At 60.3% G+C, this 22,965-nt stretch carries 21 protein-coding genes and 1 pseudogene; 16 read left to right on the forward strand and 6 right to left on the reverse strand.

From position 1 onward, the window contains the following. Window positions 1-16 precede the first annotated feature (16 nt). The 5 genes from F2P67_RS15920 (at window position 17) to F2P67_RS15940 (ending at window position 5,363) form a co-directional block, all read left to right on the forward strand. Window positions 17-1,372, forward strand: coding sequence for a M16 family metallopeptidase (locus tag F2P67_RS15920; RefSeq protein WP_008077830.1), 1,356 nt, complete (start codon window positions 17-19; stop codon window positions 1,370-1,372). Further along, a complete protein-coding gene (locus F2P67_RS15925) occupies window positions 1,365-2,852 on the forward strand; it encodes a M16 family metallopeptidase (RefSeq protein WP_166221540.1) in 1,488 nt (495 codons plus the stop codon). The genes F2P67_RS15920 and F2P67_RS15925 overlap by 8 nt, the downstream gene beginning before the upstream one ends. Next, window positions 2,852-3,466 (forward strand): 16S rRNA (guanine(966)-N(2))-methyltransferase RsmD, encoded by a 615-nt coding sequence (rsmD, locus tag F2P67_RS15930; RefSeq protein ID WP_166221542.1) that lies wholly within the window; start codon window positions 2,852-2,854, stop codon window positions 3,464-3,466. Before F2P67_RS15925 ends, rsmD begins: the two co-directional genes overlap by 1 nt. A gap of 63 nt (window positions 3,467-3,529) precedes the next feature. Then, window positions 3,530-4,528 carry a hydrolase gene (locus F2P67_RS15935; protein WP_166221544.1) on the forward strand — a complete coding sequence of 333 codons (999 nt, stop codon included), beginning with the start codon at window positions 3,530-3,532 and terminating at the stop codon, window positions 4,526-4,528. Between the two features lie 4 nt (window positions 4,529-4,532). Next, complete coding sequence (locus F2P67_RS15940) at window positions 4,533-5,363, forward strand: AraC family transcriptional regulator (RefSeq protein WP_166221546.1); 831 nt, start codon at window positions 4,533-4,535, stop codon at window positions 5,361-5,363. 6 nt (window positions 5,364-5,369) lie between these two features. Here F2P67_RS15940 and F2P67_RS15945 read toward each other — a convergent pair whose 3' ends face one another. Together F2P67_RS15945 and F2P67_RS15950 are read right to left on the reverse strand one after the other, a co-directional pair. Then, the gene (locus F2P67_RS15945; protein WP_166221547.1) at window positions 5,370-6,224 is read right to left on the reverse strand and encodes a sulfurtransferase; all 855 of its coding nucleotides are present in this window, start codon (window positions 6,222-6,224) and stop codon (window positions 5,370-5,372) included. Window positions 6,225-6,243: 19 nt separating this feature from the next. Then, the gene (locus F2P67_RS15950) at window positions 6,244-6,927 is read right to left on the reverse strand and encodes a TetR/AcrR family transcriptional regulator (RefSeq protein WP_166221549.1); all 684 of its coding nucleotides are present in this window, start codon (window positions 6,925-6,927) and stop codon (window positions 6,244-6,246) included. Between the two features lie 146 nt (window positions 6,928-7,073). Here F2P67_RS15950 and F2P67_RS15955 point away from each other — a divergent pair, with 146 nt between their 5' ends. The 5 genes from F2P67_RS15955 to F2P67_RS15975 all read left to right on the forward strand — a co-directional run bounded on the left by F2P67_RS15955 (window position 7,074) and on the right by F2P67_RS15975 (window position 11,757). Beyond that, entirely contained in the window at window positions 7,074-8,504 is a 1,431-nt protein-coding gene (locus F2P67_RS15955; protein ID WP_166221551.1) for a coniferyl aldehyde dehydrogenase, read from the forward strand. A 29-nt stretch (window positions 8,505-8,533) separates the two neighbouring features. Beyond that, on the forward strand, window positions 8,534-9,079 hold the full coding sequence (locus F2P67_RS15960; RefSeq protein WP_166221553.1) for a twin-arginine translocation pathway signal protein: 546 nt from the start codon (window positions 8,534-8,536) through the stop codon (window positions 9,077-9,079). Window positions 9,080-9,212: 133 nt separating this feature from the next. Next, a complete protein-coding gene (locus F2P67_RS15965) occupies window positions 9,213-10,808 on the forward strand; it encodes a GMC family oxidoreductase (protein WP_166221555.1) in 1,596 nt (531 codons plus the stop codon). A gap of 115 nt (window positions 10,809-10,923) precedes the next feature. Continuing rightward, a complete protein-coding gene (gene coaD, locus F2P67_RS15970) occupies window positions 10,924-11,403 on the forward strand; it encodes a pantetheine-phosphate adenylyltransferase (RefSeq protein WP_003229157.1) in 480 nt (159 codons plus the stop codon). Between the two features lie 102 nt (window positions 11,404-11,505). Beyond that, a complete protein-coding gene (locus F2P67_RS15975; protein WP_003195146.1) occupies window positions 11,506-11,757 on the forward strand; it encodes a YfhL family 4Fe-4S dicluster ferredoxin in 252 nt (83 codons plus the stop codon). A 142-nt stretch (window positions 11,758-11,899) separates the two neighbouring features. Here F2P67_RS15975 and F2P67_RS15980 read toward each other — a convergent pair whose 3' ends face one another. The 3 genes from F2P67_RS15980 to F2P67_RS15990 form a co-directional block, all read right to left on the reverse strand. Next, window positions 11,900-12,223, reverse strand: coding sequence for a multidrug transporter (locus F2P67_RS15980; RefSeq protein WP_166221557.1), 324 nt, complete (start codon window positions 12,221-12,223; stop codon window positions 11,900-11,902). Between the two features lie 83 nt (window positions 12,224-12,306). Then, a complete protein-coding gene (gene mutM / locus F2P67_RS15985; protein ID WP_166221559.1) occupies window positions 12,307-13,119 on the reverse strand; it encodes a bifunctional DNA-formamidopyrimidine glycosylase/DNA-(apurinic or apyrimidinic site) lyase in 813 nt (270 codons plus the stop codon). Window positions 13,120-13,131: 12 nt separating this feature from the next. Beyond that, window positions 13,132-13,944: an HDOD domain-containing protein gene (locus tag F2P67_RS15990; RefSeq protein WP_178120937.1), complete on the reverse strand. Its 813-nt coding sequence runs from the start codon at window positions 13,942-13,944 to the stop codon at window positions 13,132-13,134. Window positions 13,945-14,172: 228 nt separating this feature from the next. Between F2P67_RS15990 and F2P67_RS15995 the strand changes: the two are divergent. From F2P67_RS15995 to ilvD, 6 genes and pseudogenes are all read left to right on the forward strand, one after another. Continuing rightward, a pseudogene (locus tag F2P67_RS15995) lies at window positions 14,173-14,292 on the forward strand (protease); the annotation flags it as partial. Window positions 14,293-14,617: 325 nt separating this feature from the next. Further along, window positions 14,618-15,814 carry a class I SAM-dependent rRNA methyltransferase gene (locus F2P67_RS16000; RefSeq protein WP_007913577.1) on the forward strand — a complete coding sequence of 399 codons (1,197 nt, stop codon included), beginning with the start codon at window positions 14,618-14,620 and terminating at the stop codon, window positions 15,812-15,814. A gap of 442 nt (window positions 15,815-16,256) precedes the next feature. Continuing rightward, a complete protein-coding gene (locus tag F2P67_RS16005; RefSeq protein ID WP_166221563.1) occupies window positions 16,257-17,330 on the forward strand; it encodes a SagB family peptide dehydrogenase in 1,074 nt (357 codons plus the stop codon). After that, the gene (locus tag F2P67_RS16010; RefSeq protein WP_166221565.1) at window positions 17,327-18,304 is read left to right on the forward strand and encodes a diiron oxygenase; all 978 of its coding nucleotides are present in this window, start codon (window positions 17,327-17,329) and stop codon (window positions 18,302-18,304) included. Before F2P67_RS16005 ends, F2P67_RS16010 begins: the two co-directional genes overlap by 4 nt. Beyond that, window positions 18,297-19,520 (forward strand): MFS transporter, encoded by a 1,224-nt coding sequence (locus tag F2P67_RS16015; RefSeq protein WP_166221567.1) that lies wholly within the window; start codon window positions 18,297-18,299, stop codon window positions 19,518-19,520. The genes F2P67_RS16010 and F2P67_RS16015 overlap by 8 nt, the downstream gene beginning before the upstream one ends. Before the next feature lie 254 nt (window positions 19,521-19,774). Beyond that, window positions 19,775-21,616, forward strand: a complete 1,842-nt coding sequence (ilvD, locus tag F2P67_RS16020) for a dihydroxy-acid dehydratase (RefSeq protein ID WP_166221569.1) — start codon at window positions 19,775-19,777, stop codon at window positions 21,614-21,616. Between the two features lie 59 nt (window positions 21,617-21,675). On the opposite strand, the gene F2P67_RS16025 is transcribed toward ilvD, so the two are convergent. Then, window positions 21,676-22,737, reverse strand: a complete 1,062-nt coding sequence (locus F2P67_RS16025; protein WP_166221571.1) for an HAD family hydrolase — start codon at window positions 22,735-22,737, stop codon at window positions 21,676-21,678. Window positions 22,738-22,965: the final 228 nt, after the last annotated feature.

Genomic DNA, 22,965 nt, shown 5'->3' on the forward strand with positions numbered 1-22,965 from the left:
ACAGGTTAAAAAACGAATGAATGCTCTAGCCCGCCGCGCCGCAGGCCTGCTACTCAGCACAGTCTGCCTGCCCCTGTCGGCCCTGGCGGCCGACCCGCAACCGACTCACGAATTCACCCTCGACAACGGTCTGAAAGTTGTCGTGCGCGAAGACCATCGCGCGCCGGTGGTAGTGTCGCAGGTCTGGTACAAGGTCGGTTCCAGCTACGAAACCCCGGGCCAGACCGGTCTGTCCCACGCACTTGAGCACATGATGTTCAAGGGCAGCGAAAAAGTCGGCCCCGGCGAAGCCTCGCTGATCCTGCGCGACCTCGGCGCCGAAGAGAATGCGTTCACCAGCGATGACTTCACCGCCTATTACCAGGTGCTGGCGCGCGACCGTCTGGGCGTGGCTTTTGAGCTGGAAGCCGACCGCATGGCCAACCTGCGCCTGCCGGCCGACGAGTTCGCCAAGGAAATCGAAGTCATCAAGGAAGAGCGCCGCCTGCGCACCGATGACAAGCCGATGTCCAAGGCTTACGAGCGTTACAAGGCCATGGCCTACCCGGCCAGCGGCTACCACACGCCGACCATCGGCTGGATGGCTGACCTCGACCGCATGAAGGTCGAAGAGCTGCGCCACTGGTACCAATCCTGGTACGTGCCGAACAACGCCACGCTGGTGGTGGTCGGCGACGTTACCCCCGACGAAGTGAAGACCCTCGCCCAGCGCTATTTCGGCCCGATTGCCAAGCGCGACGTGCCACCCGCAAAGAAACCGCTGGAGCTGGCCGAACCCGGCGAGCGCCAGATCACCCTGCATGTACAAACGCAACTGCCCAGCCTGATGCTCGGCTTCAACGTGCCCAGCATCGCCACGGCTGAAGACAAGCGTTCGGTCAACGCCTTGCGCCTGATCTCGGCCTTGCTGGATGGCGGTTACAGCGGTCGTATCCCGACGCAACTGGAGCGCGGTGAAGAACTGGTCTCCGGCGGTTCGTCGAACTACGACGCCTACACCCGGGGCGACAGCCTGTTCACCTTGTCGGCCACGCCGAATACGCAGAAGAAAAAGACCATGGCCCAAGCCGAGGCCGGTCTGTGGAAACTGCTCGAACAGCTGAAAACCACCGCGCCGTCCGCCGAAGAACTGGAGCGTGTGCGTGCGCAAGTGATCGCCGGTCTGGTCTTCGAACGTGACTCGATCACCAGCCAGGCCACTGCCATCGGCCAGCTCGAGACCGTCGGTCTGTCGTGGAAACTGATGGACACCGAACTCGCCGATCTGGAAAGCGTCACCCCGCAAGACATCCAGAACGCCGCCAAGCTGTATTTCACCCGCGAACGTCTCAGCGTCGCCCACGTCCTGCCACTGGAGACGACTCATGAGTGAGCGCAAATCCCCACGCCTGCTGCTCGGCCTGATCGCCATCGCGGTGATCGGCTCTGCCGCGTTCTATCTGATGCCAGGCACTGACAGCAAGGCCAGCGAAGCGCTGGATAACGCCAAAACCCAGCAGAAGCTGCAATCGCTGGCCGAACTCGACGGCAAGGCCCCGGCCAGCCGCAAGCTTGATGTGCAGACCTGGACCACCGCCGAAGGCGCCAAGGTGCTGTTCGTCGAGGCCCATGAACTGCCGATGTTCGACATGCGCCTGATCTTCGCCGCCGGCAGCAGCCAGGACGGCAGCGCCTCGGGTCTGGCGGTGCTGACTAACGCGATGCTCAACGAAGGCGTTGCCGGCAAAGATGTCGGTGCGATTGCTCAAGGCTTCGAAGGCCTCGGCGCCGACTTCGGCAACGGTGCTTTCAAGGACATGGCGCTGGCTTCGCTGCGCAGCCTGAGTGCTGCCGACAAACGTGAACCGGCGTTGAAGCTGTTCTCGGAAGTGGTCGGCAAACCGACCTTCCCGGCGGACTCTTTCGCGCGCATCAAGAACCAGATGCTTGCCGGTTTCGAATACCAGAAACAGAACCCTGGCAAACTCGCCACCCTTGAGCTGATGAAGCGTCTGTATGGCGATCACCCGTACGCGCATTCCAGCGACGGTAACGCGCAAAGTGCCCCGAAGATCACCCTCGCGCAGTTGCGTGAATTCCACGCCAAGGCTTACGCAGCCGGCAACGTGGTGATCGCGCTGGTCGGCGACCTGTCTCGCGCAGAAGCCGAGACGATTGCCAATCAGGTTTCCGCTGCACTGCCCAAAGGCCCGGCGCTGGCGAAGATCGCCCAGCCGCAGGAACCGAAAGCCAGCATCGGCCACATCGAATTCCCGTCGAAACAGACCAATCTGATGCTCGCGCAATTGGGCATTGACCGTGACGACCCGGATTATGCCGCGCTGTCGATGGGCAACCAGATCCTCGGTGGCGGTGGTTTCGGCACGCGCCTGATGAGTGAAGTGCGCGAGAAACGTGGCCTGACTTACGGCGTGTACTCGGGTTTCAGCCCGATGCAGGCTCGCGGCCCGTTCATGATCAATCTGCAGACCCGCGCGGAAATGAGCGAAGGCACGCTGAAACTGGTGCAAGACGTACTCGCCGACTACCTGAAGACCGGCCCGACCCAGAAAGAACTCGACGACGCCAAGCGCGAACTGGCCGGCAGCTTCCCACTGTCCACCGCGAGCAATGCCGATATCGTCGGCCAATTGGGTGCGATGGGCTTCTATAATCTGCCACTGAGTTATCTCGACGACTTCATGCGTCAGTCGCAGAGCCTGACCGTGGAACAAGTCCGCGATGCCCTGAACAAACACTTGAGCACGGACAAAATGGTCATCGTCAGCGCTGGCCCGACCGTGCCGCAAAAGCCGTTACCGGCCCCATCTGATAAACCTGCCGAGCAACCGCTCGGGGTTCCGGAGCATTAATGGCTACTCGAGCACCGAAAAAACCTGCACACAACGTGCACAACGGCGTGAACCAGCTGCGCATCATTGGCGGCGAATGGCGCAGCCGCAAACTGAGCTTCCCCGACGCGCCGGGCCTGCGCCCGACGCCGGATCGTGTGCGTGAAACCCTGTTCAACTGGCTCGCGCCGTATGTCGAAGGCGCCAAGGTGCTTGACCCGTTCGCTGGCAGTGGCGCGCTGTTTCTCGAAGCGCTGTCCCGTGGCGCGGCCATGGGTCAGGCGCTGGACGCCAGCAACGTCGCGGTATCCAGCCTGAAAGAACACCTCGGCACTCTGCGTTGCACCAACGGTCAGGTACAGACCGCCGACGCCCTGCGTTATCTGGAAACCCAGACCGCGAGTGCGTTCGACCTGGTGTTCCTCGATCCGCCGTTCAATCAGAACCTGTTGCCAGCGGTGTGCACCCTGCTCGAGGAGCGTCAGTGGCTGGCTGCCGATGCGTGGATCTACACTGAAAGCGAAACCGCGCCATCGATCCTCGGCCTGCCGGGCAACTGGCGCCTGCACCGCGAGCAGAAATCCGGACGGGTTTACTACGCGTTGTGGCAACGTACGGCAGAGATCGCCGGTTAACCGACCGGCCTGAACAAGCGGCGCGCCTCTAATGAGGCCCGCCGCGCTGCATCGAGAATCATCGTGTCCCTTTCGTCAGAACGCTTCTCCCCCGCCTTCGGCCTCGGCAATCCACACCTGCAAACGTTGTGGGGGCCGCTGTGGCGCAAAACCGTGCACATCGAGCGTGAGCGCGAGCGCCTGTGGCTTGAGGACGGCGACTTTCTCGACCTCGACTGGCACGGCCCGCACAGTGCCGAAGCGCCGTTGGTGCTGGTATTGCACGGGCTGACCGGCTCCTCCAATTCACCCTATGTCGCTGGCATCCAGAAAGCGCTGGCCGCGCAAGGCTGGGCCAGTGTCGCGCTGAACTGGCGCGGCTGCTCGGGCGAGCCGAACCTGTTGCCGCGCAGCTATCACTCCGGGGCCAGCGAAGACCTCGCCGAAACCATCAGACACTTGCGCGCCAAACGGCCGTTGGCACCGTTGTATGCCGTCGGTTATTCCCTGGGCGGCAACGTACTACTCAAACATCTGGGGGAAACCGGCAGTGCCAGCGGCGTGCTCGGCGCCGTCGCGGTGTCGGTACCGTTTCGGCTCGATCAATGCGCCGACCGTATCGGCCAGGGTTTCTCGAAGGTCTATCAGGCGCACTTCATGCGCGAAATGGTCGCGTACATCAAGAACAAGCAGCGTCAGTTTCAACACGACGGTCGTGAGGACGGTGTCGCCGCGCTGGCAGCGCTCGGTTCGCTGGAAAACATGCGCACGTTCTGGGATTTTGACGGCCGGGTCACCGCGCCGCTGCACGGTTTCAACGATGCCGAGGACTATTATCGCCGCGCGTCGAGTCGCTACTTTCTCGGCGAGATCCGCACGCCGACCCTGATCATTCAGGCGGCGGACGATCCGTTCGTGTTCCCGCACAGCTTGCCGCAGGCTAGCGAGCTGTCGGCGTCCACGGCTTTCGAACTGCAGGCCAGGGGCGGTCACGTCGGATTCGTCGACGGCAACCTGCGCCATCCGGGGTATTACCTCGAACGGCGAATTCCTCAATGGCTGACCGCCGTGGGGCGTGAGTAAGTCCATGAGCGATCAGGGCGAGTCGATCCGTTTCTGGCAAACCGCGCCGCTGGCCGGGGTCGAACTGCTCTCGGCGCGCTACATCGATCAACGCTTCGCCCCTCATGTACACGACGGCTACGTGATCGGCATGATCATGGCCGGCGCCCAGCGTTACCGCTATCGCGGCGCCGAACACCTGGCCGGCAGCGGCACTCTGGTACTGATCAACCCGGACGAATTGCACACCGGCCACAAAGGCACGGACGACGGTTGGCTGTACCGGGCGTTTTATCCCGACACCGGCAAAATCATGGCGCTGCTGGACGAACTGGAATTGCCCACCGCGCCAATGCCAGCCTTTGGCGCGACGCTGTACCGCGACCCGGATCTGGTCAACGGTTTCTGTCAGTTGCACCGCTTGCTGGAAAGCCCGGCCACTGCACTGCAACAGCAAACCGTGTGGCGCGAGATGATGATGCTGCTGTTGCAACGACACGCGGCAGTGCAAGTCAACGGCAAACCGGGCAAGGAACACCGTGCGGTGCTGCTGGCCAAGGAATTGCTGCACGCGCAACTGGCGGCCCCTCCTTCGCTGGAAGAACTGGCGGCGGCAGTCAACCTGTCGCCCTTCCACTTCGCCCGGGTATTCCGTCAGGCCACCGGTATGCCGCCGCATACGTGGCTGATGCAACAACGCATCGCCACGGCCCGCGGGTTGTTACAGAGTGGCTGCCTGCCCGTGGAAGTCGCGATGCAGTTGGGGTTCGCCGACCAGAGCCATCTGAGTCGACAATTCAAACAGGTTTACGGCGTGGGGCCGGCGGCATATCGAAGTGCCCGGTTAGCCCCTTGAACGCACTTACTCGCCAGTAGCGATACCGCGTGACGGTTCGTTGATCCACTCGCTCCACGAACCGGCGTACAGCGAACCCAGCGGATACCCCGCCAGACACAATGCAAACAGGTTGTGACACGCCGTCACGCCGGAGCCGCAATACGCCACCAGATCCGCTGGTGAGCGATTGCCCAGCTTCGCGGCAAAGCGCAGTTTGAGCTGATCCGCCGGCAGGAAGCGTCCATCGCTGCCGAGGTTGTCGGTAAACGCCGCACACTGCGCGCCGGGAATGTGCCCGGCAATCGGGTCGATCGGCTCGACTTCACCTTTGAAACGCGGCAACGCACGGGCATCGAGCAGGGTCAGGGCCGGCTGGCCGAGGCGTTGTTGCAATTGTTCGGCACTAAGCAAAAGGCCCATGTTGGCTTGCCCGGTGAAGGTGCCGCGCGTGATCGTCGGCGGATCAAGGCTTAGCGGCAGGCCCGCCGCATGCCACGCCTTCAGCCCGCCATCGAGGATGAATACGCCGTCGCGCTTGCCCAGCCACGCCAGCAACCACCACGCCCGCGCCGCATAAGCGCCGGGGCCGTCGTCGTACAAAACCACGTCGCTGTCGGCATTGACGCCCCACGCTTGCAGGCGCTCGAGCAACGCCGCCGGCTCAGGCAGCGGATGGCGCCCGGTAACGCCTTTGACCACTTTGCCGCTGAGATCGCGCTCAAGATCGGCGAAGCTCGCCCCGGCAATGTGCCCTTCGGCGTAACTGCGCTGCCCGTAGTCCGGGTCTTCGAGGGCAAAACGACAATCGAGAATCACCAGCCCTGGCTGCTCCTTGCGGGCGTCCAGTGCTTGAGGGCTGATCAGTTGCGCAATCGGCATAACGGGCTCCTGTGGGATTTCAACGGGACTGTTTATTCACGTCTTCGAGGGCCTGGGCCAGCGGGACGTAGAACTCTTCGAACAGCGCATTGACCTGCTCGCGCGCCTGCTCGGTGACGAACCCGGCTTCCAGCACCAACACCTGATACACGCCACGTTTAATGGCCTGTTCGCTGAGGTGATTGGAGTTTTCCCGGGTGGTGCACAGAAAGCGTACCCAGGAGGTCAGGATGATCCAGGCGTTGAGGGTCAGGGATTCGATCTGCACCCGATCCATGTTGAGGATCCCGGCGGCGACAAAGCCTTCGTAGATCGCTGCACCCTGGATCACGCAACGCTGGGAAAAGCGCCGATAACGTCCGGCCAGATCCGGGTCGCTGTCGAGCAGATGCTCGAGATCGCGGTGCAAAAAGCGATAGCGCCACATCGCCGAAAGCAATTCCTTGAGATAGAAACGCTTGTCCTCGACCGTCGCGGCACGTCCCTGGGGCGGACGCAGGAAGCTGTCCACCAGGCTTTCGTACTCACTGAACAACACGGCGATAATCGCCTGCTTGTTGGGGAAGTGGTAGTACAGGTTGCCCGGAGAAATCTCCATGTGGGCGGCAATGTGGTTGGTGCTGATGCTGCGCTCGCCCTGCTGATTGAACAGCTCGAGGCTGTTCTGCACGATGCGCTCGCTGGTTTTTATTCGTGGGGCCATGGCTTGAGCTTTAATTCAGAGTGCGGTGACCGGCATCTTACGACCTATCCGGAATTGGTTAAAACACTGCTGTGCCAGCAAGTCATTTGACTTTATAGAGCATAGACTCTAAAAAGTTCCTCACTACAATAAATCCGGAGCCGACAATGACTGCCGACATTGCTTACCTGCAAACGCTGCAACAGCCGCTGGAAGAGCTCGACCGACTGTTCGCCGCACAGCGTGCCGCGTACGCCGCCAACCCGATGCCGCCCGCCGCCCAGCGCCAGCAGTGGCTCAAGGCTTTGCGCGACTTGCTGAGCAATGAACGTCAGGCGCTGATCGAGGCGATCAGCTCGGATTTCAGCCATCGCAGTGCCGATGAAACCCTGCTCGCCGAGCTGATGCCGAGCCTGCAGGGCATTCACTACGCCAGCCGTCATCTCGGCGGCTGGATGAAGCCGTCACGGCGCAAGGTCGGCGTGGCGTTTCAGCCCGCCTCGGCGAAGGTTGTTTACCAGCCACTCGGCGTGGTCGGCGTCATCGTTCCGTGGAATTACCCGTTGTTTCTGGCCGTCGGCCCGCTGGTCGGCGCCTTGTCGGCGGGCAACCGGGTGATGCTCAAACTCAGCGAATCGACCCCGGCCACCGGGCTGTTGCTCAAGGAATTGCTGGCGCGGATTTTCCCCGAAGACCTGGTCTGCGTAGTGCTTGGCGAGGCCGATATCGGCGTGGCGTTTTCGCGCCTGCGTTTCGATCACCTGCTGTTCACCGGGGCCACCAGCATCGGCAAACACGTGATGCGCGCCGCCGCCGAAAACCTCACGCCGGTGACACTGGAACTGGGCGGCAAATCCCCGGCCATCGTCTCGCACGACGTGCCGCTCAAGGACGCCGCCGAACGCATCGCCTTTGGCAAAACCCTGAACGCCGGACAGACCTGCGTCGCACCCGATTACGTGCTGGTGCCGGAGGACCGGGTCGGCGCTTTCGTCGAAGCCTATCGCCAGGCCGTTCAGGGGTTTTATCCGACGCTGGCCGACAATCCGGACTACACCGCGATCATCAACGAACGCCAACTGGCCCGGCTCAATGGATACGTCAGCGATGCGACGAGCAAGGGCGCGCTGCTGATTCCGCTGTTCGAGCAGGGTCAGGGTCGACGCATGCCGCACAGTGTTTTGCTGAATGTCAGCGACGAGATGACCGTGATGCAGGACGAGATCTTTGGCCCGTTGCTGCCGATCGTGCCGTACCAGGATCTGCAGCAGGCATTTGCTTACATCAATCAGCGCCCACGTCCTCTGGCTCTTTACTACTTCGGCTACGACAAACGCGAGCAAAACCGCGTGCTGCACGAAACCCACTCCGGTGGCGTGTGCCTGAACGACACCCTGCTGCATGTGGCGCAGGACGATATGCCGTTCGGCGGCATCGGTGCTTCGGGCATGGGCCATTACCACGGTCACGAGGGTTTCCTGACCTTCAGCAAGGCCAAAGGCGTGCTGGTTAAACAGCGCTTCAACGCGGCCAGACTGATCTATCCGCCATACGGCAAATCGATTCAGAAACTGATCCAGAAATTGTTCATCCGCTAAACGCTTGTCACCGCCGGGTAATAAAAATAATGCACCCAAGCCTGACCGAAACACCTGCACTGACGCGCCGTGGCCTGCTGAAATTCAGCCTCGGTGCCACAGCATTCCTTGCCACCGCCGGCCTCGGCGCCAGCCTCAGCGGCTGCTCGTCGAGCTTCGCGGCCAACGGTTTCACTTCACTGCGCGACGGCGACCTGCTGTTTTTGCGCGCACTGGTTCCAGTGATGCTCGACGGCGCAGTGGCGACAGAAAAAATGCCCGGCGCCGTCGACGGCACTCTCAAATCGCTGGACTACAGCCTCGATCACCTGTCGCCGGAAATGCTCAAGCTCACCCGCCAATTGTTCGATGTGCTGGGCATGGCCGTGACGCGCGGGCCACTGACCGGGATCTGGGGCAGCTGGGAAAACGCCAGTCCTGAAGCGATGCGCCACTTCCTTGATCGCTGGGAAAACAGCTCGCTGAGCCTGCTGCGCATGGGGCACAGCTCCTTGCAGCAAATGGTGATGATGGCCTGGTACACCCGCGCCGAGTCCTGGGGCCATTGCGGCTATCCCGGCCCGCCCACGGTCTGAAACCGAGGCGCGCCCTTCGCGAGCAAGCCCGCTCCCACATTTGAAATGCATTCCCCTGTGGGAGCGGGCTTGCTCGCGAAGGGGCCAGCGAAAACAACACATCTCGACCAGATAACTATAAGAGAGCCTGAACATGCCCGTACCCGACCCGTTCCGCGAAGGCCTCGCCCGTGGCTGGAAAACCTACAACGGCGCGCAACTGACCGACGACCTCAGCCTTGAAACCGACGTTGCAATCATTGGCAGTGGCGCCGGTGGCGGCACCACGGCAGAAATCCTCAGCGCCGCCGGCTACAAAGTCCTGCTGATCGAAGAAGGCCCGTTGAAGACCAGCTCCGACTTCAAGATGCTCGAAGACAAGGCCTACAGCGCGCTCTATCAGGAAGGCATCGGCCGTATGAGCAAGGACGGTGCGATCACCATCCTTCAGGGCCGCGCAGTCGGTGGCACTACATTGATCAACTGGACATCCAGCTTCCGCACACCGGAACCGACCCTCGAACACTGGGCCAAAGAACACAACGTCAAAGGCCACAGCCCTGCCGAGATGGCGCCATGGTTCGAAAAAATGGAACAGCGTCTCGGCGTCGCGCCATGGATGGTGCCGCCCAATGCCAACAACGACGTGATCCGCAAAGGCTGCGAACAACTCGGTTACAGCTGGCATGTCATCCCGCGCAACGTGCGCGGCTGCTGGAACCTCGGTTATTGCGGCATGGGCTGCCCGACCAACGCCAAACAATCGATGATGGTCACGACCATTCCGGCCACGCTGGAAAAGGGCGGTGAACTGCTCTATCTGGCTCGCGCGGAGAAACTGCTGATCAGCGGCGACAAGGTGTCCGGCCTGCACTGCGTGGCGATGGATGAGCGCTGCGTCGCGCCGACCGGACGCACCATCACGGTCAAGGCACGGCATTATGTGTTGGCCGGCGGAGGCATCAACAGCCCGGCGTTACTCTTGCGCTCAGATGCGCCGGATCCGCACAAAACCCTTGGCAAACGCACGTTTCTGCACCCGGTGAACATGTCTGCCGGGCGCTTCGACGAGGTCATCAATCCGTTTTACGGCGCGCCGCAGTCGATCTACTCCGACCACTTTCAGTGGAAGGACGGCACCACCGGCCCCATGGCATTCAAGCTCGAAGTACCGCCGTTGCACCCGGCGCTCGCCGCCACGCTGCTCGGTGGATTTGGCCAGGAAAACGCGCAGCACATGGCCGACCTGCCGCACACCCACGCGATGCTGGCATTGCTGCGTGACGGCTTTCACCCCGACAGCCCAGGCGGCAGCGTTGAGTTGCGCGGCGACGGCTCGCCGGTGCTCGACTATCAAGTCTCACCTTACGCCTGGGAAGGTTTGCGCCGCGCCTTTCAGGTCATGGCAGAAATCCAGTTCGCCGGCGGTGCCAAAGCCGTCATGCCGATGCACGCCGACGCCCGTTACGTGAAAACCCTGGCCGAGGCCCGCACGCTGATCGATGGCTTGAGCCTGGAGCTGTACCGCACGCGGCTGGGCAGCGCTCACGTAATGGGCGGCTGCGCGATGGGCGAAGAGCCTGAAACTGCGGTCACCGACAGCCTTGGCCGCCATCATCATTTGAGCAATCTGTCGATTCATGACGGTTCGCTGTTCCCCACGAGCATCGGCGCCAACCCGCAATTGTCGGTGTATGGCCTCACCGCACAACTGGCGACCTCCCTCGCCGAACGGCTGAGAAACCCGTGAAAAACCGGATAAGTGCTGGCACCTGTCGTGCTTTCTTAGCCAAAAGGCGACTTGGCCGACCGGGACGGCTGCGATACCATCCGACTCCCCAACGGACTCCCGCCAGGACGACGCGATGAACCGAGTGTTGTACCCAGGTACCTTCGACCCTATTACCAAGGGCCATGGCGATCTGGTCGAACGCGCCTCGCGCCTGTTCGACCACGTGATCATTGCCGTCGCCGCTAGCCCGAAGAAAAACCCGCTGTTCCCGCTGGAACAACGGGTTGAACTGGCTCGCGAGGTCACCAAACACCTGCCGAACGTGGAAGTAGTCGGTTTCTCGACACTGCTCGCGCATTTCGCCAAAGAGCAGAACGCCAACGTGTTCCTGCGTGGCCTGCGCGCGGTGTCGGACTTCGAATACGAATTCCAGCTGGCCAACATGAACCGCCAGTTGGCGCCGGATGTAGAGAGCCTGTTTCTCACGCCGTCCGAGCGTTATTCGTTCATTTCTTCGACACTGGTGCGGGAAATTGCCGCGCTGGGCGGCGATATCAGCAAGTTCGTCCACCCGGCCGTGGCCGACGCGCTGACCCTGCGCTTCAAGAAGTAACGACCGTTCAAACGGCGCCCGCGTGCACTGCGGGCGCCAATGCGGCACAATTGCGCGCATTGATTTATTGCGCCCGGGCCTGCCGCCCCGGCTGGAGTTAGCATGTCCCTGATCATCACCGACGATTGCATCAACTGCGACGTCTGCGAACCCGAGTGCCCAAACGCCGCCATCTCCCAAGGCGAAGAGATCTACGTGATCGACCCGAACCTGTGCACGCAATGCGTCGGCCACTACGACGAACCACAGTGCCAGCAGGTTTGCCCGGTCGATTGCATTCCGCTGGACGAGGCGCATCCGGAGACTGAAGAACAGTTGATGGAGAAGTACCGCAAGATTACCGGCAAGGCCTGACCTGACAGTTTTGTAGCGTTTATTCGGGCCTATTTGCGAGCAAGCCCGCTCCCACAGGGGATTTGTGCACGACACAGATCCAGTGTGGGAGCGGGCTTGCTCGCGAAAGGGCCATCAGCAACACCGCAACATCGCGATCAGCTCACTCGCGCTGCTCAAACCCATCCCCCGTACACCCCAGACACCGCACAAACGCCGCTTTTGCCGGATCCACGACCAGCGCCTGACCCGCATCACCAATGCCGCCGCCCAGCGCGGTAAATGGCAGCGACACCACAAACACCCCCGCCCCCAGCACCGTCGCCACCACCAGCAAAGGTCGGGCAATCAGCAAATCGCCAATCATCGCGTAGGCCGGAGGGTTCTGGATGGTGTAGCGCGGGTCACCGCTGCCGTTTTCCGTGGCCTGAGCGGCCAGGCAGAAACACAGCAGCAGTGTCGCGAAGAGGACTTGCAAGGATTTCATGGCACGATCCTTCGAGCTGAACAGTGAGACAACTCACTATAGACCGTAGGACTTTTTCGGGCCTGCCGTGACTTAAGAGCGCCTCAGCTCTGGCAACGCGGGCAGAACACGCTGGCGCGCTGACCCAGTTTCACTTCGCGCAAACCGGTGCCGCAGACCTTGCAGTGCTCGCCGCCACGGCCATAGACGAACAGCTCCTGCTGGAAATACCCCGGCTGCCCGTCGCCACCGATGAAATCCCGCAGCGTGGTGCCGCCACGCTCAATGGCAGCGGCGAGGATGCGTTTGATCTCGATCGCCAGTTTCAGATAGCGCGCCCGGGAAATGCCCCCGGCCTCGCGGCGCGGGTCGATTCCCGCAGCAAACAGCGCTTCGGTCGCATAGATATTGCCGACCCCGACCACCACCGCGTTGTCCATGATGAACGGCTTGACCGCCATCGAACGCCCGCGCGACAACTGGAACAAGCGCTCACCGTCGAACAGATCGGTCAACGGCTCGGGCCCCAGACGAATCAGCAGCTCGTGATTGAGCGGATCGTTGCTCCAGAGCATCGCGCCGAAGCGGCGCGGGTCGGTGTAGCGCAAGGCCAGGCCCGACTCCAGCTCGATATCGACATGCTCATGCTTGAGCGCCGGCAGTCCGACCTCGACCAGACGCAAGTTCCCCGACATGCCCAAATGACTGATCAGCGTGCCGACTTCGGCGTTGATCAACAGGTACTTGGCGCGCCGCTCGACCAGCACGATGCGCTGCCCGGACAGGCGCACATCGAGGTCTTCAGGGATCGGCCAGCGCAGCCGCCGGTCACGCACGATCACCCGGCTGACGCGCTGGCCTTCCAGATGCGGGGCAATGCCCCGGCGGGTGGTTTCGACTTCCGGCAATTCAGGCATGGTGTCCTCGGATCAATGCGCGCCGAGGTCGCGGATCGTTTGTTTGAGGGTTTCAAAGTCGTAATCCGACAGGCCGACGTAATCAAGCACCAGTGGGCCGATCGCGTTCCATTCGAAATCTTCGGTCTGGTTGCCCAGCACGCGATAGGAGGCGCAGATGTGCTCGGCCATCTTGAGAATCGCCAACAGGTTTTTCAACTGACTGTTGCGTGATGACTCGTCACTGAAAATCGCCAGCGCATTGTGGTGATTGGCGATGGCTGCGCTGACATGTTCCGGCAGGCGCCAGGACTTGGCGGTGTAATAACCGACCACGGCATGGTTGGTGTTGAACTCGGCGTTTTCGGTGTCCACCACGCGGCACTCGGCGCTGGCATTGGCGTAAGCCTTTTCCAGCACCGACATGTAGTTGGGGAAGCGTTGCAGCATCAACGGCACGCCACAATCGTGGAACAGGCCCAAAGCGTAAGCCTCGTCACCGGCCTGAGTGCCGATGCGCTTGGCCAGGGTCAGGCAAGTCATCGCCACGTCCTGGGCGGTGTCCCAGAAACGGTTGAGGGTGACGATGGTGTCGTCGTTCATCTCGCCCTTGATCGACTGCGCGTTGATCAGATTGATGATCGAACGGCTGCCCAGCAGATTCACCGCGCGCTGGATCGAGGTGATCTTGTTGCTCAGGCCGTAATACGGCGAATTGACGATTTTCAGCAACGAACCGGACAGGCCGGGATCCTGGGAGATCAGCTTGGCGATCACCTCCAGGTCCGGGTCGGGCATGTACTGCTCCATTTGCAGATCCACCATGATCTGCGGCTGCGCGGGCACGCTGATGCCCTGCAGGGATTGTTGAATCTGTTCGGTGGTCAGCTCTTGGGACATAAGTACACACTCTGGGACAGGCGGCGATTCTAACCCCTAAAAACCGCAGGACGACACACCAGTGGGCAATTGTCAGGAACTTTCATTCAAGCCACGGCTTCGGGCTCTGTAACACCCGACGGATCGTTTCGACCCTATGGGGCGGCAAATTCCCACAGACTCAGGAGCTTATCGATGGCCATTTCCCTCAACAGCAAGCGTGTCGCTTTTTTGGTAACCGATGGTTTCGAACAAGTTGAATTGACAGGTCCCAAGCAGGCGCTGGAACAGTCCGGTGCGCAGGTCGATATCCTGTTCCGGCGTTCAGTCGAGAGTTGATCGACGCTTTATCCGCTTAGCATTGCCGATCGCTCACGCTGCGACAGACCGAAAATTCTGCGGTCATCCCAAAATCCAGTGTGGGAGGGGCTTGCTCCCGAAGACGGAATGTCAGGCAACGATAAAGTTGAGTGTGCCGGCCCCTTCGTAAGCAAGCCCACTCCCACAGCTTGATCTGCGACAAACCGAGCAGATCGAATCATTGCACCATCATGAATATGTCGTCAGCGTTTCATCGCTCATCAAACCCGGCACCGGACTCAACACGGTATACTCCCGCTCTTTTTTCCGGAGCGACGTCATGTCCCTGCCTAGCTTGCGCCTCAAAGCCAACGCCGACCGTCGCCTGCGCGCCGGTCACCTGTGGGTCTACAGCAACGAAATCGATGTAGCCGCCACGCCACTGCACGGCTTCAATGCCGGCGATCAAGCCATCCTCGAAGCCGCCGGCGGCAAGCCGCTGGGCATCGTCGCGATGAGTCCGAACAACCTGATCTGCGCCCGCCTGCTGTCGCGCGACACCAAAGTTGCGCTGGACAAGTCCCTGCTGGTGCATCGCCTGAACGTCGCCCTGTCCCTGCGCGAGCGTCTGTTCGACAAGCCGTTTTATCGCCTGGTCTACGGTGATTCCGATCTGCTGCCGGGTCTGGTTGTCGACCGTTTCGGCGACATCCTCGTCGTGCAGATCGCGTCGGCGACCATGGAAGCGCACAAAGACGACGTGATCGCCGCGCTGACCCAAGTGCTCAAGCCAAGCGGCATTCTGTTCAAGAACGACTCCGCTGCGCGTGATGCCGAAGGCCTCAACCGTTACGTCGAAACCGTGTTCGGTCTGGTGCCGGAGTGGGTTGCGCTGGAAGAGAACGGCGTGAAATTCGAAGCCCCGGTCATTCAGGGCCAGAAAACCGGCTGGTTCTACGACCACCGCATGAACCGCGCACGCCTGGCACCGTATGCCAAAGGCAAACGCGTTCTCGACCTTTATAGCTACATCGGCGGCTGGGGCGTGCAAGCTGCCGCGTTTGGCGCCAGCGAAGTGTTCTGCGTCGATGCCTCGGCGTTCGCCCTCGACGGCGTTGAACGCAACGCTGCGCTGAACGGCTTCGCCGACAAGATGACCTGCATCGAAGGCGACGTTTTCGAAGCACTGAAAGAACTGAAAGCCAGCGAAGAGCGCTTCGACGTGATCGTTGCCGACCCGCCGGCGTTCATCAAACGCAAGAAAGACATGAAAAACGGTGAAGGCGCCTATCGCCGCTTGAACGAGCAAGCCATGCGCCTGCTCAACAAGGACGGCATCCTGGTCAGCGCTTCGTGCTCGATGCACCTGCCGGAAGATGACCTTCAGAACATCCTGCTGACCAGCGCCCGTCACCTGGATCGCAACATCCAGCTGCTTGAGCGTGGCGGTCAGGGCCCGGATCACCCGGTGCACCCGGCCATCGCCGAAACCCGCTACATCAAGAGCATCACCTGCCGCCTGCTGCCTAACAGCTGATGGGTGGAAAACGGGGAGCCCAAGGGCTCCCCGTTTTGCTGTGTGGCGGTGCAATGCCGTCAATCCGGACTTCAGACTTTCAGTTCCTACAATTACTTTCCTGTAACAGCGCAGGAATTTTCCGCACTCATCTAATATTCGTACTTATAACTTACAAACCTGCTAACAGGGCAAGATCACTCCGACAAAATTACTGGAAATTTCCTACTTAATATTCACTTGCCAATAACTGATTACAAACTATGATTGAGTTGTCACCACGAGGTGGCATTCAATCTTGATGAACAAGGAGTTCACATTATGAAAGCAATTACTCTGGAAACCCGCAAAATCGCAAACCTGGCTTTTCTGGTTGCTCCTAAAACCCGTTAAGTAAGTCAGGACGCTGGGGAGTGCCGGCACCCCAGCGTCCACACGACCATTCCAGAGTGAAGCATTGAACATGCATATCAACCCGTATTTATTCATATTGCCGCGCACGCCCGGACAAATTGTCTGGAACTATAAGAACCACACACAACATGAACTTGACCTCAACTACACTTCGCGCCTTGCCAGACTTATCGACAACCCCAATTTGTTTGACCGGCAAAACATAATAGACGTACAACTATTAAAAGCAGAAATACTAACCATTGCAAAAATAGACAGTCCGCAATGGGGCTGGGATGAACTGTCGAAGATTTATCATATCGGCACGCAGAATATTCCCTGCGCGCGAACACCACAGAATATCCATGAGTGGTCCAGACAATATCTGGACCACTGCACTGAAGTACTCAACAAACCGGCACCGGCGCAACAACGCCCCGCGCTGAATACGGGACAACGCATTGCGCTGCCCGCCCCATGCGGGCTGACGGATGACAGCCTCGGCAACGCATTGCGTCAACGCAAGACCTGCCGCTCGTTTACCGGTGAAGCCATCCCGCTGCGAGACGTTGCCACCCTGCTTTACCTGTCTTTCGGTTTTCTGCACGAACGCGAAAACAGTCGCGACGACTGCATTGCCCACGGACTACATGCGCGTCGAAGCAGTCCTTCGGGCGGTGGACTGAATGCCTGCGAGGGTTTTGTTCTTGCCCGCAACGTCTGCGGCCTGGAACCCGGCCTCTATGCCTACCATCCGGCTGAGCATGCCTTGAGCCTGACCAACCCGCTGCCGGAATCGGCGCTGGGTGATCTGCTCGGTGGCCAACACTTCATCAACAACCTTCCGCTTGGCCTGTTCATCACCGCGCGGTTCGACCGGCTCTGGTGGAAATACGAACACTCACGGGCCTACCGCATGGCGTTCGTCGAAGCGGGCCACCTCTCGCAGTCCTTCCAGTTAGTGGCCACCGCATTGGGGTTTGGCACCTGGCTGACCGGCGCATTCGCCGATGATCGCGTCGAAGCTTTGCTGAAGATTGAGGGCAGCCCGGAGCAACCGCTGTTCTTCGTCGGTTGCGGCGCCAGCGACGGTCAGGCGATGTGTCGGGAAATGCAGGATCTTTTGCGGGAGGTGCAGGCATGAGCGCACTGACTGTCGATCCCGCGGAAGCAACCGTGTCCTGGCCTCTAAAGTTCACCCTGGGCGACTGGAACCACCGTGCTTCGGTTCGCACCAGCCAACACGATTACAAACTGCCGGAAGATCTCACGCAGCAATTGCAAACCCGCCACTGGTTTCCACCGGCGTTTCTGCCTTACCTGTCGCATCCGTCGATTGCCGCTGCGGGCAGCGCGATCACCCATCGACTGGCGGCCAATCATCTGGTGCATTTCCTCGACTACACCACGCTGCTCGAACACCGCATCGTCAACCGCGCCGTCGAAACCATCATCCACGGTGAACTGCCCGCCTACATTCCGGCACGCATGAAAAACGCCGCCCTGCAGTTATATACCGACGAGGGTTACCACGCGCTGTTCTCCAACCAACTGGCCGAACAGATCGCCAGCCTGCATGGCATTGCGGGACGACCCGTGATGCCGCTGCGGATCACACGGCTGAATGCCCTGATCGCCCGCACACCGGAAAGCAAGCGTGCGCTGGCGTGGTTTCTGCTTGGGTTTGTCTCGGAAACGATCATTGCCCGGGAACTCCTCGACATCTGCCGCGACAGCCTGGTGAGCTGCGTGAGTGAAATGCTGCGCGATCACCTCGCTGACGAGGCCCGCCACAGTCGCTACTTCGCCGAAGTATTCCACTACTTGTGGATCACGTTGAACAGCCGCCAGCGCACGTTCAGCGCCAGAGTATTGCTGGAAGTCATCGGGATTTTTTTTGAAGTCGACGAGCGCTGGCTGCAACAGAGTCTGCGCCGCGCCGGCATTGCCGAGGGCGCCATCAATGAGATTCTCGGCGGTCTGGTCACCGCCGAGGCCAACCGTAAGCGAGCGCGAGCCGGGGCAACCGCTACGCTCGATGCACTGAAAACGGCCGGTTTCTTCGCCACGCCCAACCACCAGAAACTTTTCGCCAAGGCAGGATTAATCGATGGATGAAGGAAAATCAGCAGTAACCACTCGCCAGCAACGTGGTGCGATCAGTTTGCTGATGACGATGGTGCTGTTGGGGGTTTTTCCACTGGACGTGTTGCTGCCTTCGTTTCCGGCACTTGCCGCACACTTTCTCAGCACCCCGTCGGACATTGCACTGTCGATCAGTCTGTTCGCCGTGGGTATCGCCTTTGCGCAACTGTTGATCGGGCCGCTGTCAGACGTGATCGGGCGCAAGGGGTTGCTCCTCGCGGGCATGACGGTTTCGATGCTCGGCGCGCTCGGATGCGTGATGACCAGCGATTACACACTGTTCCTGATATTCCGGGTGATACAGGCGCTGGGCTGCGGCTGTTTCGTGCTGTCGCAAGCCTTGGTGCAGGATCTGTTCGAAGGCGAGCAACGTGATCGTCTGCGTATTTTGATGGTGACCGCCTCCGGAATTTTCATCTCGGTGTCGCCCCTGGTCGGGACCTTTTTGCAGGCCACCCTCGGCTGGCGCGGCAGTTTCTGGGTGTTCACCGCACTGTCGGCCGTGGTGCTGATCAAGGCCTGGCGATTGCTCGACAACAGTCGCCCGGCCCACAGCGGCGTGCGCCTGGGCTTCTTTCAAGGTTATCGACGGGTAGCGGGGGATTTCGAGTTCGTTGGCTTCTGGCTGATTTCGGCGTTTGCCTTCGCCTGCCATTTTTCGTTCATCGTCATTTCTCCGCTGATCTTCATGGAGCAACTGCAACTGACCGCCTACGACTTCTCGCTGATCCTGCTGATTTATGGTGTTGCGTACGTGGTCGGTGGCATCGTTGCCACCGTGCTGAGTCGACGCATCACGCCCGGGCGACAAATCATCGTGGGCCTGAGCCTGATCCTGCTTGCGGGTCTGGCAATGCTGTATCTGTCGGCGAACTTCGCACTGGCGCCAGCCACGGTGCTGATCCCGATGCTGATCTGCACCGCTGGCACCACCATAGCCCGCCCCGCAGCCACTTCACGAGCCATGAGCCGGTTTCCGGAAATGGCCGGCACGTCCGCTTCAGCGGGCAGCACCCTCATCTTCATTTGCGGCGGGCTGATCAGCGCTCTGGTCAGCTTGAGCACCGCCAACCTGCAAGCCACGCTGGGCTACAGCTTTATTCTGCTCAGTTGTGTGGCGTTGGGGCTTAACCGCCGCATCAGTTATCGCGCCAGAATCCTCGGTGCCGATGTCATTGGCAGTGATTAGCCTGCCGGTCGTCATCCCGAATACACCGTCGGCCCTGCAACAACACTTTGCGCCATTCCCTCCAGACGCCAGCGGTGTAGAATCGCCAGATTCATCGCCATTCATCCCCGGCGGGTTTATGAGCTCAGGCTGAGACCAGCGGCGATCCCGCAACGTCATCGGCAACTTCCGGACACACGGCCATTTCTGAGTGTTCCAGACGTCAATAGAAGCTCACTCCCCTTTGATACCTGATTAGCCGCCCGGAGTGCTCCATGCCAGATTACCGTTCGAAAACATCCACCCACGGCCGCAACATGGCCGGCGCCCGCGCACTGTGGCGCGCCACCGGGATGAAAGATGACGACTTCAAAAAGCCGATCATCGCGATTGCCAACTCCTTCACCCAGTTCGTACCGGGCCACGTCCACCTCAAGGATCTGGGTCAACTGGTCGCCCGCGAAATCGAACGCGCCGGCGGTGTAGCGAAAGAATTCAACACCATCGCCGTGGACGACGGCATCGCCATGGGCCACGACGGCATGCTGTATTCGCTGCCGAGCCGCGAGATCATCGCCGACTCCGTCGAGTACATGGTCAACGCCCACTGCGCCGACGCCATCGTCTGCATTTCCAATTGCGACAAGATCACCCCGGGCATGCTGATGGCTGCCTTGCGCCTGAACATTCCGGTGATCTTCGTTTCCGGCGGCCCGATGGAAGCTGGCAAGACCAAACTCGCTTCCCACGGCCTCGACCTTGTCGATGCCATGGTGATCGCCGCCGACGCCAGCGCTTCTGACGAGAAAGTCGCTGAATACGAGCGCAGCGCCTGCCCGACTTGCGGTTCCTGCTCCGGCATGTTCACCGCCAACTCGATGAACTGCCTGACCGAAGCCCTCGGCCTGGCATTGCCAGGCAACGGTTCGACCCTCGCCACACACAGCGATCGCGAGCAGTTGTTCCTGCAGGCCGGTCGTACCATCGTCGAGCTGTGCAAGCGTTACTACGGCGAGAACGACGAATCCGTGCTGCCGCGCAACATCGCCAACTTCAAGGCGTTCGAAAACGCAATGATGCTCGACATCGCCATGGGCGGTTCGACCAACACCATCCTGCACTTGCTGGCGGCGGCTCAGGAAGCCGAGATCGATTTCGACCTGCGTGACATCGACCGTCTCTCGCGCAGCGTTCCACAGCTGTGCAAAGTCGCGCCGAATATCCAGAAGTACCACATGGAAGACGTGCACCGCGCCGGTGGCATTTTCAGCATCCTCGGTTCGCTGGCCCGTGGCGGTCTGCTGCACACCGACCTGCCGACCGTGCACAGCCGCAGCATGGAAGAAGCCATCGCCAAGTGGGACATCACCCAAACCAGCGACGAAGCGGTTCACCACTTCTTCAAGGCCGGTCCTGCCGGTATCCCGACCCAGACTGCATTCAGCCAGTCGACCCGTTGGGAAACCCTCGACGACGACCGTGAAAACGGCTGCATCCGCAGCTTCGAACATGCCTACTCGCAAGAGGGCGGCCTGGCCGTGCTGTACGGCAACATCGCGCTCGATGGCTGCGTAGTGAAAACCGCCGGTGTCGACGAGTCGATCCATGTTTTCGAAGGCAACGCGAAGATCTTCGAAAGCCAGGACAGCGCCGTGCGCGGCATCCTCGCCGATGAAGTGAAAGAAGGTGACATCGTCATCATTCGCTACGAAGGTCCGAAGGGCGGCCCGGGCATGCAGGAAATGCTCTACCCTACGTCGTACCTGAAATCCAAAGGCCTGGGCAAAGCCTGTGCGCTGCTCACCGACGGCCGTTTCTCCGGCGGTACGTCGGGCCTGTCCATCGGCCACGCTTCGCCAGAGGCTGCGGCCGGTGGCGCAATCGGTCTGGTGCAGGACGGCGACAAAGTGCTGATCGACATTCCGAACCGTTCGATCAACCTGTTGGTCAGCGATGAAGAACTGGCGGCACGCCGGGTCGAGCAGGACAAGAAAGGCTGGAAGCCGGTGGAAGTGCGTCCGCGTAAAGTGACCACCGCCCTCAAGGCCTACGCCCTGCTGGCAACCAGCGCCGACAAGGGTGCGGTACGTAACAAGGCAATGCTCGACGGCCTGTAAGTTTTAGCCGCCGAATAAAAATGCCCCGCCAAGTGCGGGGCATTTTTTTGCCTTGAGGCTTACTGGATTTCCTCTGGCTTGACGATCACCCAGTTCTTGTCTGCCGTCACCGGCAAACCTTCTTTCGCCTGGGCCGCCGCGTGTTTGGCCATCATGCCGCTGAGTTGAGTCATGTACTTGTCCTTGCGGTTGACCCACAAGTGTATGCCACCCTTGGCCACATCTACATCGTGGAACAGCATATAACCATCGCTGGTCGGGGTATCGCCGCCGACCAATACCGGTTTTTTCCACTCGTCAATGTAAGTGAGGATTGCCGCATGCTTGCCGGCCATCCAGGTTGCCGGTGTCCACAGGTACGGCGTCAGCTCCAGACCGAGGTTGGCCTTCTCGTCATATTTGCCGGCGGTGATCTGCTTGCGCGCGGTGGTCAGTTCGTTGGTCTCACGGTTTTTCAGCAGCGTGGTCACACCGATGACGTTCTGCGGTTTGACGTTGTAGCCGTACTTCGGATCGGCAGCGACCATGCGCACCAGCTCTTCAGAAGCGGCGGTCATCACGTAGACCTCGATGCCGTTCTCCATCAGCTTGTTGTACAGCTCGACCTGGCCAGTGAAGATTTTCGGCGGATTGACGTCGAGCGTCTTCACCACATCGCCTTCGTAATAAGTCGCCGGCACCGGTTTGCCCGACGCCATCAGCTCATCGACGTAGCCTTTGAGTTCCTTGAGGGTGAAACCGGAGAACACCTGCGCCACCCACGGGTAGCAAACCATGTCGTCGACTTCGCAGAGGCGATAGTAGTAACTGAACAGGCTTTCCTTGTGGTCGGCGGTGTCTTTGAACGGCATCAGTTTCAGCGAAGGATCGAGCTTGTCGCGGGTGATCAGACCCTTGTTTTCCATGAACGGCAGCAAGGACTCTTCGAGGTCGTAGCGGTAACTGGTGTTGTCCATGTCGAACACCGCGTAGTTACCTTTGTTGGCGTTGGCCGCGATCATCGCGTCCAGTGCCTTGGCCTGATCGGCCGGCCAATGCTTGAGGTCGGTGGCGAATGCCTGACCCGCCAGGCCCAGGCCTAAAGACAGTGCGACAGCCAGAAACTTCGGTGCGAACTTCATCGATGCTTTCTCCCTGAGCTAAAGACATCGACGCTAACAAATAAGTGTGACAGTCCTCGTCTGTCAGCGACCGCTCACGTCCCCATCGCGCCAGAAACATTGCCGAGAGCGACACACGCTTATTCCAAAAACGACGGACGACCTTCAATTTCGGTATTAAATCATTAGAAATCAAACTGTTAGGCTTGCCGGTTCGCAGCAGCCCCGGAAGGCTGTTGGCAAAGTCTT

This window comes from Pseudomonas atagonensis (assembly GCF_011369485.1).
Taxonomy (GTDB): domain Bacteria; phylum Pseudomonadota; class Gammaproteobacteria; order Pseudomonadales; family Pseudomonadaceae; genus Aquipseudomonas; species Aquipseudomonas atagonensis.

What these genes read in the sequence shown, in the direction of transcription:
- ilvD (WP_166221569.1), top strand. Translation starts at nt 19,775, where the DNA reads ATGCCAGATTACCGTTCGAAAACATCCACCCACGGCCGCAACATGGCC.
- F2P67_RS15945 (WP_166221547.1), bottom strand. Translation starts at nt 6,224, where the DNA reads ATGCCGATTGCGCAACTGATCAGCCCTCAAGCACTGGACGCCCGCAAG.
- F2P67_RS15980 (WP_166221557.1), bottom strand. Translation starts at nt 12,223, where the DNA reads ATGAAATCCTTGCAAGTCCTCTTCGCGACACTGCTGCTGTGTTTCTGC.
- F2P67_RS15940 (WP_166221546.1), top strand. Translation starts at nt 4,533, where the DNA reads ATGAGCGATCAGGGCGAGTCGATCCGTTTCTGGCAAACCGCGCCGCTG.
- F2P67_RS16005 (WP_166221563.1), top strand. Translation starts at nt 16,257, where the DNA reads ATGCATATCAACCCGTATTTATTCATATTGCCGCGCACGCCCGGACAA.
- F2P67_RS15950 (WP_166221549.1), bottom strand. Translation starts at nt 6,927, where the DNA reads ATGGCCCCACGAATAAAAACCAGCGAGCGCATCGTGCAGAACAGCCTC.
- F2P67_RS15920 (WP_008077830.1), top strand. Translation starts at nt 17, where the DNA reads ATGAATGCTCTAGCCCGCCGCGCCGCAGGCCTGCTACTCAGCACAGTC.
- F2P67_RS15925 (WP_166221540.1), top strand. Translation starts at nt 1,365, where the DNA reads ATGAGTGAGCGCAAATCCCCACGCCTGCTGCTCGGCCTGATCGCCATC.
- F2P67_RS16025 (WP_166221571.1), bottom strand. Translation starts at nt 22,737, where the DNA reads ATGAAGTTCGCACCGAAGTTTCTGGCTGTCGCACTGTCTTTAGGCCTG.
- mutM (WP_166221559.1), bottom strand. Translation starts at nt 13,119, where the DNA reads ATGCCTGAATTGCCGGAAGTCGAAACCACCCGCCGGGGCATTGCCCCG.
- F2P67_RS15965 (WP_166221555.1), top strand. Translation starts at nt 9,213, where the DNA reads ATGCCCGTACCCGACCCGTTCCGCGAAGGCCTCGCCCGTGGCTGGAAA.
- F2P67_RS16000 (WP_007913577.1), top strand. Translation starts at nt 14,618, where the DNA reads ATGTCCCTGCCTAGCTTGCGCCTCAAAGCCAACGCCGACCGTCGCCTG.
- rsmD (WP_166221542.1), top strand. Translation starts at nt 2,852, where the DNA reads ATGGCTACTCGAGCACCGAAAAAACCTGCACACAACGTGCACAACGGC.
- coaD (WP_003229157.1), top strand. Translation starts at nt 10,924, where the DNA reads ATGAACCGAGTGTTGTACCCAGGTACCTTCGACCCTATTACCAAGGGC.
- F2P67_RS15960 (WP_166221553.1), top strand. Translation starts at nt 8,534, where the DNA reads ATGCACCCAAGCCTGACCGAAACACCTGCACTGACGCGCCGTGGCCTG.
- F2P67_RS16010 (WP_166221565.1), top strand. Translation starts at nt 17,327, where the DNA reads ATGAGCGCACTGACTGTCGATCCCGCGGAAGCAACCGTGTCCTGGCCT.
- F2P67_RS15975 (WP_003195146.1), top strand. Translation starts at nt 11,506, where the DNA reads ATGTCCCTGATCATCACCGACGATTGCATCAACTGCGACGTCTGCGAA.
- F2P67_RS16015 (WP_166221567.1), top strand. Translation starts at nt 18,297, where the DNA reads ATGGATGAAGGAAAATCAGCAGTAACCACTCGCCAGCAACGTGGTGCG.
- F2P67_RS15955 (WP_166221551.1), top strand. Translation starts at nt 7,074, where the DNA reads ATGACTGCCGACATTGCTTACCTGCAAACGCTGCAACAGCCGCTGGAA.